Genomic DNA, 16,988 nt, shown 5'->3' on the forward strand with positions numbered 1-16,988 from the left:
GCCCTCCGGTGCACCGGTCTGTTTCCGGGTTCTGGTCCATGGTGATGTGTCAGTGTGTCCGCTTAAACACCGGCTGTTTCGAATCTCCGGCATTCTGTTTACATGATTATGTGATGTGTTGAGTGTAGCCGGCGAAAATCAACCCTGGGTTGACCTGGGTCAGGGGCGGGTGGTGCCGCACCGGATTCGCTATGATGTCGGTTCAGACCTACCCATCAGAGGACCCGTGAATCATGATCCACCTGTTCACAACCGGCGGTACCATCGACAAGATCTACCACGATGCCAACAGCGAGTTTGCGGTGGGGGACAGCCTGTTGCCAGAATTGCTGGAAGAGGCCAACGTGGCTGCTCAGTGGCAGCTGACGGAGCTGTGTCGCAAGGACAGTCTGGAGCTGACCGATGATGATCGGGAGCGGGTGCGCCAGGCGGTTATCAACTGTCCGGAGGATCGGATTCTCATTACCCATGGCACTGATACCATGGCGGAGACCGCGCGGGCGTTGACGGGCATTGCGGGCAAGACAGTGGTGCTGTTCGGCGCGATGCAGCCGGCCCGGATGCGGCGCAGTGACGCGGTGTTCAATCTCGGCTTTGCGATGGCAGCGGTGGGCCTGCTGGCTCCGGGAGTCTACATCGCGATGAATGGAGAGGTGTTCGAGGCTGGCCGGGTGCAAAAGAATCTCCGGGCTGGGCGCTTCGAGCGTACCTGAAGGACGGGATACTAATCGGTTTTCGCAAGCTGGCGGATTTCGTCGCCGGTGAGGTGACGGAACTCCCCTGGCGCCAGCGCCGGATCCAGGACAACGGAGCCGATACGATGCCGGTGCAGCGCTGTGACATGGTTTCCGACGGCCGCCAGCATGCGTTTGACCTGATGGTATCTGCCCTCGGAGATGGTCAGGTCGATAACCCGGCTGTCCAGCTGCGTGACTGTCGCGGGTCGGGTTGGTGTGGACTCTCCGGCCAGCATCACGCCTGACTCGAGCACTCCTGCTGCATCCCCCCTGAGGGGCTCGGCGAGGGTCACCCGGTATGTTTTCGGGCACCGGTGGCGGGGCGAGGTGATCCGGTGGGACCACTGGCCATCGGATGTGAGCAGCAGGAGTCCGGTGGTGTCCAGGTCGAGGCGGCCGGCTGGATGGACGCGCCGGCCAATGTCTTCCGGCAGCAGGTCGGTGACCACTGGCTGGGCGGCGTCCGTGGTTGCGCTCAGGACTCCGGGAGGTTTGTGGAGCATGAGATAGAGCTCGCCCGGGGGGCTGACCGGCGTCGAATCCAGGGTGACCTCGGCCGCGGCGGGCAGACTGGCGGATGCCTTTCTCACGGCTTTGCCGTTAACCCGAACCCGTCCTGCGGAAATGGCCCGCCTGGCATCCTTGCGGGAGAGATCCGTACATTGGCAGAGGTAGCCGTCCAGTCTCATATATCAGGAACAGTTGCTGCCGCCGGGCAGGGCCTTGAACGTTGCCAGACAGAGCACCTCGGCTTCGCCACTGAGCCGGGACCAGAAGGCCTGAATCGCGTCCCTGCTCACCGTGGGCCGTGAGGTCTTGGTGCTGTCGACGGGCTTCCAGTCGTCGGCGGTTCTCTCGGCGACGACAAAGGTAAAGGGGTGGGCGCCGGGTACGCCCAGGCGGATGTCGGTGGCCAGCAGCCTGTCGTCGCGGGCCCGCACATCCAGGAAGCCATCGGTGAACCAGATCAGTCGCTGTCCTTCCGGCAGCGCCGCCAGCTGGAGCAACAACGTCCGGTTCACCGGGAACCGCTCCACCACCAGGGGCCGGTCATCTTCAAAAGGGCCGGTCACCATTTCCAGGCGCTCCATTTCCCCCATCACGGTAACCCGCCATAGCAGGGTGTTGAATGGCATGGGCTGGACCATCATGGGTGCGTCATCGAGGCCCTGCCTGGCGAGTTCGGGAGTCACCCGCTGCTCTACCAGGGTCTGGGCCGTGACTGCCCATACCAGGTACAGCGATGAGAGCGCCAGAGCCGTGGCCTGGAACTTCAGGGCCGGGGGGCGAACAAGGCCATAGATGAACGCAGCCAGCAGTGGCAGGGTGTAGAGGGGATCGATGATGAAAATGCTGGTGGTGCCCAGGGGCGGCCCAATGGGCCAGAACAACTGGGTTCCGTAGGTGGTCAGCACGTCCAGCAGGGGGTGCGTTACCAGGATCAGGAGCGTGAAGGCAAGGCATCGCCCGAGGGGAACGGCCGGTTTCCAGCGATGCAGCGCGAAGCCAAGCGCCAGGGCCAGTGGCACCAGCACGAACAGTGAGTGGCTGAAACCGCGGTGCTGGGTGAAGTTGGCAATGGCCGTGCCGTAGTCAATTACCACGTCCAGATCTGGCAGGGTACCCAGCAGAGCACCACCAACGAGGGCCGTGCGCCCCAGGAATTTTCCGGCAACGGCGCCGCCGATGGACGCACCGAGAACGGCTTGTGTCAATGAATCCATGTCATAACCTGGCTATGGGCTTCCCCGGGGGACAGCCAACAGGCCGTCGAACTGTCAGGGTATAGGGCGACAATCCTCTGACGGATCATTCTACCCCTACCGGCACGGGTCGGGGTACAGTCAGGGGTCAGGAAGATGGCTGACCGATGCCCAGCTGGCGGAGCAACTCCCGGTCCGGGAATCCGTCCGCAATCATCCCTTTGCCTGACTGGTAACGGCGCAGGGCAGCCCGGGTGTCTGGCCCGAGAATGCCGTCCGGCCGGCCGGCGTCGAAGCCCTTTTCGTTCAGGGTCGACTGCAGTTGCTCGACGTCCTCCCGCGACAGAGCCGGAGCATCCTCAGGTGGGGGGTTCTTCAACGGGCCGGCGCCGGCGATCCGGTCGGCCAGATGGCCCACGGCAATGGCGTAAAACTCCGAACGGTTCCACCCCATGATCACGCGGAAATTGTCGTAGGCAAGGAACTTGGGGCCCTCATGGCCGGCGGGCACCACCAGGCCGGCGTCAATGGGCTCCTCTGCAACCGGATTGCCGTGGACATCGGTTACGCCCATCGCCCGCCACTCCGGCAGCGGGCGACGGCCCTTGCCTGCAAGGGCATAGTCAAAACCCTCGGGCAGCAGGACTTCCCGCCCCCAGCGGTAGTCCTGATCCCAGCCCATGCTTTCCAGGAACCGGCCCGCGGACATCATGGCGTCGGGAATGCTGTTCCAGAGATCGCGGCGGCCATCGCCATCGGCATCGGTGGCGTGCTGCAGGAAAACGGAGGGCATGAACTGGACATGGCCCATGGCGCCGGCCCAGGAGCCTTCCATCTTCTCAGCACTGATGGCGCCCTCGTCCACAATCTTCAGGGCCGATACCAGTTCCCCGGAGAAGTAGCTGCCGCGTCGCGGATCACAGGCGAGGGTTGCCAGTGCGCTGGGTACGGACATCTTGCCGAAATAGCTACCGTAGTTGGTTTCCAGGCCCCAGAAAGAGACCAGGTAGGCCGCCGGAACACCGGTTTCGCGGGTTACCCGGTTCAGCAGGTCACGGTGCTCCTCGAGCATCTCACGGCCACGCTCGATGCGGGCTTCATTGACGCGGCGGCCGAGGTAGTCGGCGAAGGTCGTGGTAAACTCCGGCTGGCGCCGGTCCAGTTCGATGACCCTGGGCAGGAACTCCGCCCGTGCCAGCACAGCATCCGCGGTGCGCCGGGAAACGCCTTCGGACGTCGCCCTGTCCCCGATCCTGATCAGGCACTCGTCAAAATCCGCCGGTTTCTCCGGCGGCACCGGGTCGGCGGAGGCGGAGACATAACCTAGGGCAAGGCTCGCGACCAGCAGTGGTCCAAAGGTGGTTCTCAATGACATCCACTGCCGGCATTTCTGGGTATTAACCACACAAACCTCTCTCTGACCTGATAAATTGGGGTTATGGTAGCGCGTTTCGGAGCGTGATAAACAGTTACCGCGACATCCCACGATAACAGACCGGTGGGGTCGGGAAAGGTTTCAGGAAGGCAATGATATGGCAGCAATAAAAGCGCTGGTGGTCGACGACGCCAGTTTTGTCCGGGATCTGGTGAAGCGTACTCTGCGTCAGCGTTTCCCGGTAATTGAACTGGCGGAGGCCCAGAACGGCCGCCGGGCCCAGTCGCTGATGTCCCGCAACCGGTTTGATCTGATCCTGTGTGACTGGGAGATGCCAGAAATGTCCGGGCTGGAGCTGCTGCAGTGGATGCGCGGCGAGGAGCATTACCGCAAGGTGCCCTTCATCATGATTACCAGTCGGGGCGACAAGAGCCACGTGGTTGAGGCGATCCAGCAGGGCGTATCGGAGTATCTGGGCAAACCCTTCAGCCCCGAGGGTCTGACCAGGAAAGTCATCAAGGTCATGGGGCCGACGCTGCAGAAGGCCATGGTGGAGGAGGGGCGTGGAGGATCGCCGACCGCGGATGCCTTCCGGGAATCCGCCGATGTGCTTACCCGCAAGCCGGTGCCGCAGCAGGCTCCGGCAAGATCCGATCGTTCCGGTCGCCTGTCTGTGGCGGCCATCCGGTTCGCAGGCCATACCCTGAAGTGCGTGATCAAGGACGTTACCCTGTCGGAAGTCCGCGTGATTGCCAAGCGGGACCAGGATTTTCCGGGCATCCTCGACCAGGCGGTGGTGGACATTGAAGTGGCGGAAGGCCGGGTGGCCAGGCTGAATGGCTATGTCTACCAGTTGCAGGCAGTGGACAAGCGTCAGGATACCGATTTTGTCAGTGTCGGTGTCCGTTTTGTGGACGAAGACCCGAAGAAGCTTGAGGACCTGTCACATTTCATCGCCGATTTCCGGGGCTGAGACTTCGGCGGGGACGGGCTCGGCCAGCCGGATTCTGGGGAAATGGCAGATAAACTCGCTGCCGCCGCCGATCTCGCTGCGAATCTCCAGTGTGCCGTCATGGTTCAGCAGTACATGCTTGACGATGGCCAGGCCCAGACCGGTACCGCCGGTTTCCTTGTGGCGACTGGGGTCGGCACGGTAGAACCGCTCCGTGAGCCGGGGGATGTGTACCGGGTCGATACCAATGCCGGTGTCCTTCACCGACAGGTGGGCCCCGTCGCGGTTGGTACTCCAGTGGATGCTTATGCGACCGCCGGCGGGTGTATACTTCACCGCGTTGAACACCAGGTTCGAGAAGGCGCTGCGAAGCTGGTCCTCGTCGCCGCGCAGGTAGTGCCGCTCCCCGATATCCAGCTGGAACTGGTGGCCCGAATCGCCGCTCAGAGCTCTGGCGTCGTTACAGATCTGCCGGCAAAGGGCCTGGATATCCACCACCGTTTCCGGACCGTGCTGTTCCCCCGTTTCCAGTTTCGACAGCATCAGCAGGTCGGTGATCAGTGCCTCCATCCTCGTGGACTGCTGGGCCATGGTGTTCAGGGCCCGGCGCCAGCGGGCCGGCAGCTCGTCGGCACTCTCCACCATGGTTTCCAGGTAACCACTGATCACCGTCAGCGGCGTACGCATCTCATGGGACACATTGCTGACGAAGTCCCGGCGCATCTGCTCCAGCTGGAACAGTCGGGTGACGTCTTTCACCACAATCAGCCGCTCGTCTTCACCGAACAGGCTGATCTGGATATGCAGGTGCAGGTGAGGACGGGCCGGCGAGTTCATTTCCAGGGGGTCGCGATAGTCCCGCTGGCTGAAGTAGCGCTTGAAGGCCGGGGCCCGGATCAGGTTTTGAATGGGCTGGCCCCGGTCGGTCCGGCGCTTGAGCCCCAGAAGGTACTCGGCTGAGTCGTTCCACCACTCCAGCACGCCATTGGCGTCGGTCATCACGACGCCGTCGCGCATGGCGTTGGTGGACTCCTGGATGCGGTTGAACTGGGACAGCAGCCGGTCTTGGGTGGCCAGGTGACCGCGGTGCAACTTATGCAGGCCATCAAAGATGTCTCCCCACAGGCCGATGCTTTCCGGCGCCTCCTGGCCCGCTCCGGGATTGCTCAGCCAGCGATAGAGCTTGCGGGCCTGGGCAAGGGTCCAGGCAAGATAGACCAGCAGACCCGCCAGCAGTCCTTCCAGCGGATAGCCCACAACCAGGCCAGCCAGGAAGGCGGCGGCCAGGAAAAGCAGGATCATCCGCAGGTATCGGGACCACTTGTAATTCATCCGAATCAGACCTGTTCCGGTTCTGTCGCTGGCGATGCGATCAAGTGCTGGCGGTTGCCATCAGGCGGCGCGGGTGGAAAAGCGGTACCCGGTGCCGCGTACTGTCTGTATCAGATGATCGTATTGCTCACCGAGGGCTTTACGCAAGCGCCGGATGTGGACATCCACTGTGCGTTCCTCCACATAGACATTGCCGCCCCACACCTGGTCGAGCAGTTGCGACCGGGTGTAGACCCGCTCCTGGTGGGTCATGAAAAACTGAAGCAGCCGGTATTCCGTGGGTCCCATGCTGATGGGGCCCTGTGGGCCGGTCACCCGATGCCCGACCGGGTCCAGGGTCAGTCCCTCCACCTCGATGGGGGATTCGATTCCGGCCGGCGTGGTGCGGCGCAGCACGGCTTTCAGACGTGCAACCAGCTCGCGGGGCGAAAAGGGTTTGGTGATATAGTCATCCGCGCCTACCTCCAGCCCCTGAATCTTGTTGTCTTCCTCCACCTTGGCGGTCAGCATAATGATGGGAATCTCGGCGGTCGTCTCTTCCCTTTTGAGGCGACGGGCCAGCTCGACACCGCTGGTGCCGGGCAGCATCCAGTCCAGCAGCACCAGGTCGGGCTGCCGGTCCACGATCAGGGCATGGGCCTCCTTGGCGTCCGCTGCCTCCAGGCAGTTGTAGTCGGCCATCTCAAGTGCCACCGCAATCATTTCGCGAATGGGCGCCTCATCGTCAACAATCAGGACGGTTTTTCCAGACATGGGCGTTTACCTGCGTTCCATTGTTTGTTGCTGCCTCATTACAACGGGAAACTGTGACAAGTATATGACAGAGGCTGCAATGGATACGAAAAACTCCCGGTAGACCGTCAGGGCTTTATGTGGTGGGGCCTGGTCAGAAGAGTTTGTCCAGCGCAAGGCCGGCAAACACCACAAAGCCCGCCCAGTTGTTGTTCAGAAAGGCCTCGAAGCAGCCCTCTCTGCTGCGGTGGCGGGCCAGGTACTGGTGCCAGCCGAACAGGGCAGCCATCAGCGTTACCCCCAGGTACCAGAAAAAGCCCAGCCCGGCCTGCACGCCCACCATCAGCAAGGTGATAACCACCAGGCCCTGCAGGCAGCCGATGATCAGCCGGTCGGCATCGCCGAACAGGATGGCGGTGGACTTGATGCCGACCTTGAGGTCGTCATCCCGGTCCACCATGGCATAAAGAGTGTCGTAGGCGATGGTCCAGAGCACGTTGGCTGTAAACAGCAGCCAGGTCAGGCGGCTGAGTTCGCCCGCTTCCGCCGCCCAGGCCATGGGAATGGCCCAGGAGAAAGCCGCTCCCAGGAACAGCTGGGGCAGGTGGGTATAGCGCTTCATGAAGGGATAGACGAAGGCCAGGACCAGACCGCCAAAGGAAAGGTAGAGCGTCAGGGTGTTGGTGAACAGCACCACCAGCAGGAAGGAGGCGAGTACCAGCGCAAGAAAAAGGGCAACGGCCTCCCCTGGCTGGATGCGGCCAGAGGTCAGGGGGCGGTCTTTGGTGCGTTTGACGTGCCGGTCCACTTTTCGGTCGGCGAAGTCGTTGATGGCGCAACCGGCGGCCCTCATGAAGAAAACACCCAGCGTAAAGACCACCAGGTTGCTCAGGGTCGGGTAGGAGCCTTCGGCCGCCAGCCATAGTGCCCACCAGGTGGGCCAGAGCAGGAGGAGAGAGCCAATGGGCCGGTCGATCCGCAGCAGGCGGGCGTAATCCATGAGGCGATTGCGCAGGCTGGGTGACAGGACATCCGGGGTCATCAAGACGGTTACTCCCTAAGGCTGGGCTGGCGACGGGCCTGGGTGCCCGTCCGGGACACCGAAGTTTAACATCTCTGGCAGCCAGTGGGAGACCGGTGTCAGGGAGCCTGGTCCAGTAGTGCTGGCAGGAAGTATTCACCCACCAGCAGCTGCCGCGGGCCACTGGCGAAAACCGAGCGCCGGGCGCACCAGGGCTGACGCCCGTCGGCGGGCTCGCAAAGCCCCGCCTGAAGTGGGCCCCGGGTCCACTCCCGGTGACTGAACAGCCAGGCGCCCAGCGGGGTGCGGCCCAGGTGGCGCAGGCGCCTGCCCCGGCCGGCGAGGGTGTGCAGGGGGATGATGGTGCGGGCCAACACCCAAGGCTCATTGTCACCACACAGGCGAACCTCCCGGATCCAGGCAAGCTGCCGTTCGGGAATGTCGAGCGTGGCGGCCTCCTCGGAGGCCGGAACCGCGAAGCCCTCAGCGGCCACCTCGACATGGAAGCCGTGCTGGCAGCGCAACTGGAGATGGCGGGTCAGGGAACCCTCCACCTGCAGCCAGTAGGCGGCATTTCCCCGTAAAGCCGGCTCCCGGAGGCAGGCCTGGCGGAAGGAGCTGTACCAGCGGGTTGGCGGTACGATGGAGCGGCGGCGCTCCGGGAACGGGCGGTCAGAGGCCTTTGACGGCATAAATGCCCGGAGCGTTGCGCCAGTAGCCCTTGTAGTCCATGCCGAAACCGAACAGGAAGCGGTCTTCCACTTCGAGGCCGGTAAAGTCCGCCTTGAGCCCTGGTTTCGCCTTGCGGTCGTGCTGCTTGTCCACCAGTACCGCCGTCAGTACCCTCTCGGCGCCGTGGGCGAGACAGTAGTCGGCGATGGCGTTGAGCGTGGTGCCTTCATCGAGAATGTCATCGACGATCAGAACGGTGCGGTCTTTCATGTCCGCCTCGGGGCGCAGCTTCCATTCCAGAATGCCGCCGGTGGTCTCCTGACGGTAGCGGGTGGCGTGCAGGTATTCGGCCTGTACCGGGAACTTCAGCCGGGGAAGCAGCTGGCCGGTAAGGATCAGGCCGCCGTTCATGACGCAGAACAACAGCGGATTGCTGTCCCGCAGAGCCGCGGTAATCTCTTCCGCCATGGTATCGATGGCCTGGTAGACCTGCTGTTCGCTCACCAGGCAATCTGCTTCCGCGATTACCTGGTTCAGCTCGTCGACGCTGTCGGTCATGGGAGTCGGGTCCTGTCGTAAAACGCGCAAGTATAGCGAAAGTGATCCGCTTAAGGGAGGGGCCGAAGATACCATCCGGGTACGGAAAAGACGAAGCGATCCTTTGGCCCCGCCGCCGGTGCGGGTATCATGGGCCTGAATTTCCAGGGGTGCCATGGATACTCAGGGCCCGATGCCGGACGACTGACAGGAGGACATGCGTGAAAAAGTGGCAGTGTGTCGTATGCGGATTCATCTATGACGAGGCTGAAGGCTGGCCGGAGGACGGCATCGCGCCCGGGACCGCCTGGGACGATGTCCCGGAGGACTGGGAGTGCCCGGACTGCGGCGTCGGCAAGGAAGACTTTGAAATGATCGAGATCGGCTGAGGCGATGACATTATGAGATCCAAGGATCCTGGTGCTCCGCCGGTGATTATCATTGGCAGCGGCCTTGCCGGCTACTCCCTGGCCAGGGAGTTTCGGAAGGCGGACAGGGACACCCCGCTGATGATGATCACCGCCGATGACGGCGTCAGCTATTCCAAACCCATGCTTTCCACTGGTTTCACCAAGGACAAGACCGCCCGGGAGCTTGCCCAGGCGGATGCCGGCGCCATGGCGGAACAGCTCGACATGGACATCCGGACCCGGACCCGGGTGACCGCCCTTGATCCCGACGCCCATGAAATCCTGATCGGCGCTGAGCGGCTGGCCTACCGCAAGCTGGTACTGGCCTGGGGCGCTGAGGTAATCCGGCTACCCCCGGCGATCAGCGGCTCGGCCCGGGTGGTATCAATCAACGACCTGGAGGATTATCGGCTATTCCGGGAGCGGCTGGAGCCAGGGCACCGGGTGGTCATCCTGGGCGCTGGCCTGATCGGCTGTGAATACGCCAACGATCTGCGCAACGGTGGTTACGACGTCACTGTGGTGGCGCCCTCCGTCCAGGTGATGCCCGGCTTGCTGCCGGAGGCCGCAGCCACAGCGGTCCAGCAGTCGCTCGAAACGGAGGGTGTGCGCTTCCATCTGGGCGTCGCCGCCGAATCGGTGATCGATGAGGACGGGAAGGCGGTCGTGTGGCTCTCGGATGGCGCCAGTATTCAGGGTGAGGTGGTGATTTCCGCCGTGGGCCTGCGGCCAAGAACGGCATTGGCGGCCGAGGCCGGCCTGCAGGTGGGGCATGGCATCAAGGTGGACCGGACCCTGGCGACCAGTGCCCCGGATGTCTACGCCCTGGGGGACTGCGCAGAAGTGGAAGGCCAGGTGCTGATGTATGTGTTGCCGTTGATGGCATCGGCGCGGGCGCTGGCGAAGACCCTGGCGGGCGAGGAAACGCCGGTCAGCTGGGGAGCCATGCCGGTGATGGTCAAGACCCCCTGTTGCCCCACCGCGGTGTGCCCGCCCATGGCGCATGCGGAGGGGCACTGGGACGTACAGGTGGACGGCACCAGTGTCAGGGCCCTTTACCGGGCCGCGGATGGCCAGCTGCTGGGATTTGCGGTGACCGGAGACTACGCTATGGAAAAGCAGGCCCTCTCCCGGGAGGTCCCCCCGGTGCTGTCTCCCCAGCCATAGGCCCGGGGTCGGGTTCGCGGCTGGCCGGTCCCTGCACAGCGCCCGGGTTGCCCCGTGCCTGCCAAAGGAATGGTTGCGCGGGCCGCGGTGTTTCGGTAGAAATAACCGCTTCGTAAGCTAAGGATCCGGAAGGTCGCCGTGCCACTGCCACCGCGATGTTCAGTGGTCCGGTATCGGATTGGCCCTGGGGGTCGACCAAACTCTAGGAGTAGGCATGCTGGAGATTACCAGAAAACTGGTTGAGCTGATGGACCTCGCCCCGATTGGCGATGACCATTTTCAGGGTGAGAGTGAGGACCTGGGCTTTCCCAACCTCTTTGGCGGACATGTTCTCGGGCAGGCCCTGATGGCCACCACCCGCACCATTGAAGATCGCATGCCCCATTCCATGCACGCCTACTTCCTGCGCCCCGGCAATGGCAGTGCACCCATCGACTATGAGGTGCAGCGGGTGCGTGACGGCGGCAGCTTTTCCGTACGCCGGGTAATCGCGCGACAGGATGGCAAGGAAATCCTTACGGGATCGGTGTCGTTCCATGTCGAGGAGGACGGTTTTGATCATCAGTTGGACATGCCCGAGGCTCCGGCACCGGAATCCCTGAAAACCGAGCAGGAACTGAACCAGGACCTGCTCGCGCGGGTGCCCGAAAAGTTCCATCACCAGCTGATGCGCAACCGTCCCATCGAGATCCGCCCAGTGGACCCGGTCAATCCCCTGAACCCCGAGATCAAACCGCCCCACAAGCAAAGCTGGCTCCGGACCCAGGGCGAGCTGCCGGACGATCCCATCCTGCACCGTTGCCTGCTGGCGTATGCTTCCGACTTCGCCTTCCTGGGCACTTCCCTGAATCCCCATGGCGTGGCTTTCATGACTCCGAACATGCAGGTGGCGAGTCTGGATCACGCCATCTGGTTCCATCGCGACCTGCGCATGGACGACTGGCTGCTGTACGACAAGGACAGTCCCAGCGCGGCAGGCGGCCGCGGTTTCAATCGCGGCAATGTATTCAGTCGGGATGGCCGGCTGGTGGCCTCCACCGCCCAGGAAGCGCTGATCCGCCGCCGCCGGCCCAAGGCCGGGTAGTGCCGGGTTGCGGACTCAGCCGGTAGTGCCGGCGGGCGTGTCCGTTTGCTGGTCCGTGAGCTGACGGATCAGATCCCCCAGCGGCTGCGGCCTTGCCAGCACATATCCCTGAATCATGTCGCAGCCCATTTCCCTCAGCAGTTCGATGGTTTCCTCGTCCTCAACCCCCTCCGCCACAACCTGGTAACCCAGGCTGTGGCACATGTCGATGGTGGTCTTCACGATAATCCGGTCGTCGGGGTGGGTGCGCAGGTCAGTGATCAGGGAGCGGTCGATCTTTACCTCACAGGCGGGCAGCTGCTTGATGTAGGACAGGGACGAGTAGCCGGACCCGAAGTCGTCGATGGCCAGGGGGATGCCGGCGTAGTCCAGTGAACGAAGCGTGCGCATGGAATTGGCCGGGTCCTGCATCATGGAGGTCTCGGTCACCTCCAGAATCAGCCTGCCCCGGTGCTGGTGGTGGCTGGTCATCAGACGCTGGACAAACAGCGGGAAGTCCTTTTCCCGCAGATTGTTGGGAGAAATATTGATGGAAACGGTCAGGTCGAGGCCCGCCTCGAGGAGCAGTGCCCGTGCCGCCAGGGCCTGCTCCATGACCCAGCGGGTAATGGGCCGGATCAGGCCGCTCTGTTCCGCCAGCTGAATCAGTTGATCCGCCCGAATGGCCGGCTGGCGTCCGGGCCACCGGATCAGCGCCTCCACCCCTACCATGCGTCCGTCCCGGAGGCTGAGCTTGGGCTGGTACCAGAGTGCCAGTTCGCCTTCGTGCAGGGCATGCTTCAGGTCCGTGACCTGGGTCAACCGCTCCGGGCTGTAGGGGTCCTTCGCGGGCTTGTAGTAGGCAATGCCCTTTTCCCTGGCCGCGCTTGACTCCTGGGCCACATAAGCCTGGCGTACCAAAGTGTTGAGGTCCGTGGAGTGATCGGGGCACAGGGCAACGCCGACGCAGGAGTCCAGGCTCAGCTGCATCCCCAGGTAGTCAATGGGCTCGCGGAGCTGTTCGATACTGTCGGTGACCCGGGAGGACGCCTGCGCAGCCTGGCGGGCATCCAGCAGGTAAGCGAAGGTGGCGGGCTCCAGAACCGCCAGGCAGTCACGGTCCTGGGCACCGATACGCTGGATACCCGGCAGACTGGCGGCGATCTGGTTCATGCGCAGGCTAACCAGTTCAAGCAGGCGATCGGAGTTGCGATGGCCGAGGGTCTTGGTAATGGCTGCCAGGTTTTCGAGTCGGACCACGCAGATGGCCCAGCGCTTGCCGGGAGAGAGGCTGAGGCACTCGGCGGCGTTGACTTCGAAGCAGGTGCGGTTGGGTAATTGGGTGAGCGGGTCCCTCATGGCCTGATCCATGACCCGGTGCTCCGCCCGGCGCTGGGCAGACAGCGCTGCCAACTCCGCCTGCTGCGAGCGGACCCGCGACTCCCTTTCCCGATAGACCCGGTTGGCCAGCGCCATGGTGAGTACGAGGGCCTGGATGGTCGAGCCCAGCTGAATGCCGTAGGTGGTGGCAAAACTGTTGGGCAGCAGGCCATAGGCATTGGCGCCGGTGGCCAGGCCGCCGATGGTGAGCGCGCCCCAGGCCAGAGTGTAGATCCCCGCCTGGGGGTGGCCGCGGATCCAGAGTACCGGGCCTATGATGGCGAGCAGCAGGCAGGTAATCAGGCCAACGGAGACCGACAACCAGATGGAAAGGTTGTAATCCAGCAGGAAAATTCCCGCCAGCGACACCAGGTTAATGGCCAGGGCAGCCCGCAGACAGTGGTCAGCCCAGTTACGAAGCCGGTTCAGCTGCAGAAATTTCCGGGAAAACAGGACCATCGAGAGGACAGCCAGGGGTATGGCCACGAGGATACTGTAATTCTGAAGGGCCGGGCTGGCTGGCCAGAGCAGGGGGTAGGTGATGCCCCTAAGGGATGCCAGCAGCAACAGGAAGCTGACCGTGGTAAAGAGGTAATAGAGATAGATTTTTTCCCTCAGCCCCAGAAAGACCATCAGGCTGAACAAGGATATGGTGATGAGTATGCCGTAATAGAGCGAGTGGAGCTGGTCCTCCCGGGACAATTGCGGTAACAGCTCCCGCGGTCGCCACAATTCAAGGGGGACGTGGTGTGCGCCCCGGGTCTGAACTCTCAGCAGAATGCCGTTTTCAGCCTCCCCCCGAAGCTCCCAGGGGAACAGGAAGTTGGAATGCCTGAGTGGTCGCTGCTGGAAAGGCAGCCGGTCGCCCGTATGGAACCGCTCGACAGGTTTGCCGTTGGCCAGGGGCCAGAAGCGTATATCGTCGAGATGGGGATAGGAGATTTCGAGAATGCGGCGGCCGTCTGCCTCTGGTACCCCCGCCCGGTACCAGAACACATCCCTCGTGTAACCAAAGTTGGGTGTCTTTCCGGGCAGGGGGTTCCAGTCCTCCCGCGCAAGTGCCTCCCCAGGTGATAATAGCGGCTGGTCGGGGGACAGGCGCAGATACTGGATGTCCCCAAGCGTTTCCCTTTCAGCGCTGGTCCCCTGGCAGGGGATCAGTAAGGAAGCGAGAATCAGTAGGGATGTCAGGACTGCAGTTCGCTGCACGGGATGCCTGTTTGATTTTCATTATTTGGAAAGCAATGCACCCGGTTGAGTATCAACATTAAATCCCGGTTACTCAAGGGCCGGGTCCCGCAAGTGTGTGTCCAAATCCGCACATCTTGTAACTGTTTGTTATCCTGCCCGGCCCTCGCACTGCACCGGCCGATGCGTCTTCACTGATCGGACACCCTGGACAGCCAGCTTCTCGCCCAGGGCAGGGCCTCGGCTTCCGGTTCCATGGTTTCGAGGGCGTCAATACACAGGGTCTCGCCTACCTTTCGGGCAGCGACCTCAAGCAATGCCTCCTCCATCAGCTCCCCCGCACCACAAAAGGTGTCCCCGTAGGAGCTGTCCCCAAGCACGATCACGCCGAAGGGGCGTCCGTCCTGGAGGGGCAGGGTCTCTCGCAGTTCCAGGTAGAAAGGCAGCAGGTTCGCCGGAATTTCCCCCTGGCCGGTGGTGGAGGTACAGACCAGCACCGGTCCGGATGTCTCGGTCAGGCTGGCAAGTGTCGGATTTTCGTGGACATGGATGGAAATACTGTCGGAAGACAGTTCGTCGCGGATCTTGCGGGCGGTCAGCAGTGCGCCACCATAGACACTGCCTGTCAGAATCTGAATCTCCGTCATGAATACTTCCACCTGTGGGAGCGGTTTGTGAGGTCGTCAATGGTAGCGGCGAGACCCGGGTACCTCAACTACACTGGCAGCCAGTGCTTTGTTTCAATTCTGTTGCAAAGATTTTATAGTGCCGCCCATTCATTTGCTGCATGAGATCGTTGTTATGGCAAAGTCGATCAGTTTTCTGGACCAGGTTCTTACCAGCCCTGAAACGGAACGGTATCGAATAGGCATCAGCCTGATTTTCCTGGTCATCATCGGACTTGCGGTCGGTCAGCTGGCAGGAGACCTTCCCAACAAGTCCCTGCTGGTGGCCGCTGCGGTCATCGCCGGCTACATGGCGATCAATATTGGCGCCAACGATGTCGCCAACAACGTGGGTCCCGCCGTGGGCTCGGGCGCCATTTCACTGTTTGCGGCGGTGATGCTGGCCGCTGTTTTCGAGGCGGCCGGGGCATTGATTGCCGGCGGCGACGTGGTCTCGACCATCAAGGGTGGCATCATCGCTCCGGAGCGGCTGGATGACGTCAGGTCCTTTATCTGGCTGATGACCGCGGCACTGTTGGCGGGTGCCCTGTGGCTTAACCTGGCAACCTGGATGAGCGCGCCGGTCTCCACCACCCACTCCATTGTGGGCGGTGTGCTGGGCGCCGGCATTGCCGCCGGCGGCTGGGGTATCGCGGACTGGGGTGTGATGGCCAAGATCGTGGCCAGCTGGGTCATTTCCCCCGCCCTTGGCGGCATCATCGCGGCCCTGTTCCTGCTGGCCATCAAGAAATCAATTCTCTACCAGAGTGACCTGGTTGCCAGTGCCCGCAAGTTCGTGCCCTGGCTGGTTGCCATCATGGCGTGGGCCTTTGGCACCTACCTGATGATCAAGGGGGTCAAGAAGATCATCGCGGTGGACTTCCTCGGTGCCTCCCTGGTGGGTCTGGCCGTGGCCGTGGCCGTATTCTTCCTCATGCGTCGGATGGTGGGTCGCCGGGCCGCCACCATGGAAAATAACGCGGATGGGGTTAATGCCCTGTTTGTCTGGCCGTTGATCTTTGCCGCCGGCCTGCTGAGTTTCGCCCACGGTGCCAATGATGTGGCCAACGCCATCGGTCCGCTGGCGGCCATAAACGATGCCCTGGCTGCTTCCGCCATCGTCTCCGATGCCACCATCCCGTTATGGGTGATGCTGGTGGGTGCCCTGGGTCTTTCGGTGGGCCTGCTGCTTTTCGGGCCCCGGGTGATCAAGGTGGTGGGCTCGGAGATCACCGAGCTGGACAAGACCCGGGCGTTCTGCGTTGCGCTTTCTGCCGCACTCACTGTGATCCTGGCTTCCCAGTTGGGGCTGCCGGTGAGCTCGACGCACATCGCCATCGGCGGCGTGTTCGGCGTGGGTTTCCTGCGGGAGTACCTCAAGCGGAGTTACGCCACCCAGATCCACCAGATTCTGGATCGGCACGATGAAGACGAGCGTGAAAGGCTGCAGCCGTTCCTGGACGACTTCCGCAACGCCTCCGTGGAGGAAATGGAAGCGCTGCTGAAAGAGGCACGCAAGCACAAGCAGGATATCCCGCTATCCAAGAAGGAGCGCAAGCGTCTGAAGAAGATCTACCGGGAGGAGCTGGTGAAGCGCTCTCACCTGATCCGCATCGCGGCAGCGTGGGTCATCACCGTGCCGGTGTCGGCGATTCTGGCCGCTATCCTGTACTTCACCATTCGCGGGCTTCTGATCTGATCCACCACTGGCCGTCAGGGCAGGGAATCCGGCATACTCGAGTCTGTTCCCTGCCCTGTATAGCAACCCTGGAGAGTTCCCGGTTATGAGTACAGCAAGTGAAAGCCGTCAGGCGAAAGTTATTGCCGAGCTGCGGGTGTTCATCAAGAAAGTGCTGAGCGACCCGACGGTGGCCGTCAAATGCGTGGAGATCGCCCGCAAGCACCGGGGCAAGCCCAATGCCCATCAGTTGATGGCCGATGAGATCAGTGCTTCCACCACGGTGCGCATTCCCGAGCAGTGGAGCGAGGCCGACAAGATGTTTCTCGATATTCTTGACGACGTCCTGGACGACGAGGAAGCCCTTTACTGACGC

Annotated in this window: 17 protein-coding genes; 7 read left to right on the forward strand and 10 right to left on the reverse strand. The window is 62.5% G+C overall.

Going from position 1 to position 16,988, the window contains the following annotated elements; genetic code table 11:
* Positions 1-233: 233 nt before the first annotated feature.
* On the forward strand, positions 234-713 hold the full coding sequence (locus BM346_RS15810) for an asparaginase domain-containing protein (protein WP_092015433.1): 480 nt from the start codon (positions 234-236) through the stop codon (positions 711-713).
* Positions 714-724: 11 nt separating this feature from the next.
* Here BM346_RS15810 and BM346_RS15815 read toward each other — a convergent pair whose 3' ends face one another.
* The 3 genes from BM346_RS15815 to BM346_RS15825 all read right to left on the reverse strand — a co-directional run bounded on the left by BM346_RS15815 (position 725) and on the right by BM346_RS15825 (position 3,815).
* The gene (locus BM346_RS15815) at positions 725-1,426 is read right to left on the reverse strand and encodes a pseudouridine synthase (protein ID WP_092015436.1); all 702 of its coding nucleotides are present in this window, start codon (positions 1,424-1,426) and stop codon (positions 725-727) included.
* A 3-nt stretch (positions 1,427-1,429) separates the two neighbouring features.
* Positions 1,430-2,461: a metal-dependent hydrolase gene (locus BM346_RS15820; protein WP_092015439.1), complete on the reverse strand. Its 1,032-nt coding sequence runs from the start codon at positions 2,459-2,461 to the stop codon at positions 1,430-1,432.
* A 127-nt stretch (positions 2,462-2,588) separates the two neighbouring features.
* The gene (locus BM346_RS15825; protein ID WP_092015442.1) at positions 2,589-3,815 is read right to left on the reverse strand and encodes a lytic murein transglycosylase; all 1,227 of its coding nucleotides are present in this window, start codon (positions 3,813-3,815) and stop codon (positions 2,589-2,591) included.
* 157 nt (positions 3,816-3,972) lie between these two features.
* Between BM346_RS15825 and BM346_RS15830 the strand changes: the two genes are divergently transcribed.
* Positions 3,973-4,788, forward strand: coding sequence for a response regulator (locus tag BM346_RS15830; RefSeq protein ID WP_092015444.1), 816 nt, complete (start codon positions 3,973-3,975; stop codon positions 4,786-4,788).
* Here the strand turns inward: BM346_RS15830 and phoR are convergent.
* The 5 genes from phoR to BM346_RS15855 form a co-directional block, all read right to left on the reverse strand.
* Positions 4,759-6,099, reverse strand: coding sequence for a phosphate regulon sensor histidine kinase PhoR (phoR, locus tag BM346_RS15835; RefSeq protein WP_092015447.1), 1,341 nt, complete (start codon positions 6,097-6,099; stop codon positions 4,759-4,761). The genes BM346_RS15830 and phoR overlap by 30 nt on opposite strands.
* A 60-nt stretch (positions 6,100-6,159) precedes the next feature.
* Positions 6,160-6,852 (reverse strand): phosphate regulon transcriptional regulator PhoB, encoded by a 693-nt coding sequence (phoB, locus tag BM346_RS15840; protein ID WP_092015449.1) that lies wholly within the window; start codon positions 6,850-6,852, stop codon positions 6,160-6,162.
* Positions 6,853-6,985: 133 nt separating this feature from the next.
* A complete protein-coding gene (gene ubiA / locus BM346_RS15845) occupies positions 6,986-7,873 on the reverse strand; it encodes a 4-hydroxybenzoate octaprenyltransferase (protein ID WP_092015452.1) in 888 nt (295 codons plus the stop codon).
* 98 nt (positions 7,874-7,971) lie between these two features.
* Positions 7,972-8,544: a chorismate--pyruvate lyase family protein gene (locus tag BM346_RS15850; protein WP_092015455.1), complete on the reverse strand. Its 573-nt coding sequence runs from the start codon at positions 8,542-8,544 to the stop codon at positions 7,972-7,974.
* Positions 8,525-9,082 (reverse strand): hypoxanthine-guanine phosphoribosyltransferase, encoded by a 558-nt coding sequence (locus BM346_RS15855; RefSeq protein WP_092015458.1) that lies wholly within the window; start codon positions 9,080-9,082, stop codon positions 8,525-8,527. The genes BM346_RS15850 and BM346_RS15855 overlap by 20 nt, the downstream gene beginning before the upstream one ends.
* Positions 9,083-9,282: 200 nt before the next feature.
* Here BM346_RS15855 and BM346_RS15860 point away from each other — a divergent pair, with 200 nt between their 5' ends.
* From BM346_RS15860 to tesB, 3 genes are all read left to right on the forward strand, one after another.
* The gene (locus BM346_RS15860) at positions 9,283-9,450 is read left to right on the forward strand and encodes a rubredoxin (protein WP_092015461.1); all 168 of its coding nucleotides are present in this window, start codon (positions 9,283-9,285) and stop codon (positions 9,448-9,450) included.
* Positions 9,451-9,462: 12 nt separating this feature from the next.
* Positions 9,463-10,638 carry an FAD-dependent oxidoreductase gene (locus BM346_RS15865; protein ID WP_092015464.1) on the forward strand — a complete coding sequence of 392 codons (1,176 nt, stop codon included), beginning with the start codon at positions 9,463-9,465 and terminating at the stop codon, positions 10,636-10,638.
* Between the two features lie 214 nt (positions 10,639-10,852).
* A complete protein-coding gene (tesB, locus tag BM346_RS15870; RefSeq protein ID WP_092015467.1) occupies positions 10,853-11,722 on the forward strand; it encodes an acyl-CoA thioesterase II in 870 nt (289 codons plus the stop codon).
* Positions 11,723-11,737: 15 nt separating this feature from the next.
* On the opposite strand, the gene BM346_RS15875 is transcribed toward tesB, so the two are convergent.
* Together BM346_RS15875 and BM346_RS15880 are read right to left on the reverse strand one after the other, a co-directional pair.
* The gene (locus BM346_RS15875; RefSeq protein ID WP_092015470.1) at positions 11,738-14,290 is read right to left on the reverse strand and encodes an EAL domain-containing protein; all 2,553 of its coding nucleotides are present in this window, start codon (positions 14,288-14,290) and stop codon (positions 11,738-11,740) included.
* Between the two features lie 170 nt (positions 14,291-14,460).
* Positions 14,461-14,916: a flavodoxin domain-containing protein gene (locus BM346_RS15880; RefSeq protein ID WP_092015473.1), complete on the reverse strand. Its 456-nt coding sequence runs from the start codon at positions 14,914-14,916 to the stop codon at positions 14,461-14,463.
* A 154-nt stretch (positions 14,917-15,070) separates the two neighbouring features.
* On the opposite strand from BM346_RS15880, the gene BM346_RS15885 reads away from it, so the two are divergent.
* Both BM346_RS15885 and BM346_RS15890 read left to right on the forward strand, forming a co-directional pair.
* The gene (locus tag BM346_RS15885) at positions 15,071-16,633 is read left to right on the forward strand and encodes an inorganic phosphate transporter (RefSeq protein ID WP_092015476.1); all 1,563 of its coding nucleotides are present in this window, start codon (positions 15,071-15,073) and stop codon (positions 16,631-16,633) included.
* An 85-nt stretch (positions 16,634-16,718) separates the two neighbouring features.
* Positions 16,719-16,985, forward strand: coding sequence for a hypothetical protein (locus BM346_RS15890; RefSeq protein WP_092015479.1), 267 nt, complete (start codon positions 16,719-16,721; stop codon positions 16,983-16,985).
* Positions 16,986-16,988: the final 3 nt, after the last annotated feature.

Source organism: Marinobacter daqiaonensis, assembly GCF_900115285.1.
Taxonomy (GTDB): domain Bacteria; phylum Pseudomonadota; class Gammaproteobacteria; order Pseudomonadales; family Oleiphilaceae; genus Marinobacter; species Marinobacter daqiaonensis.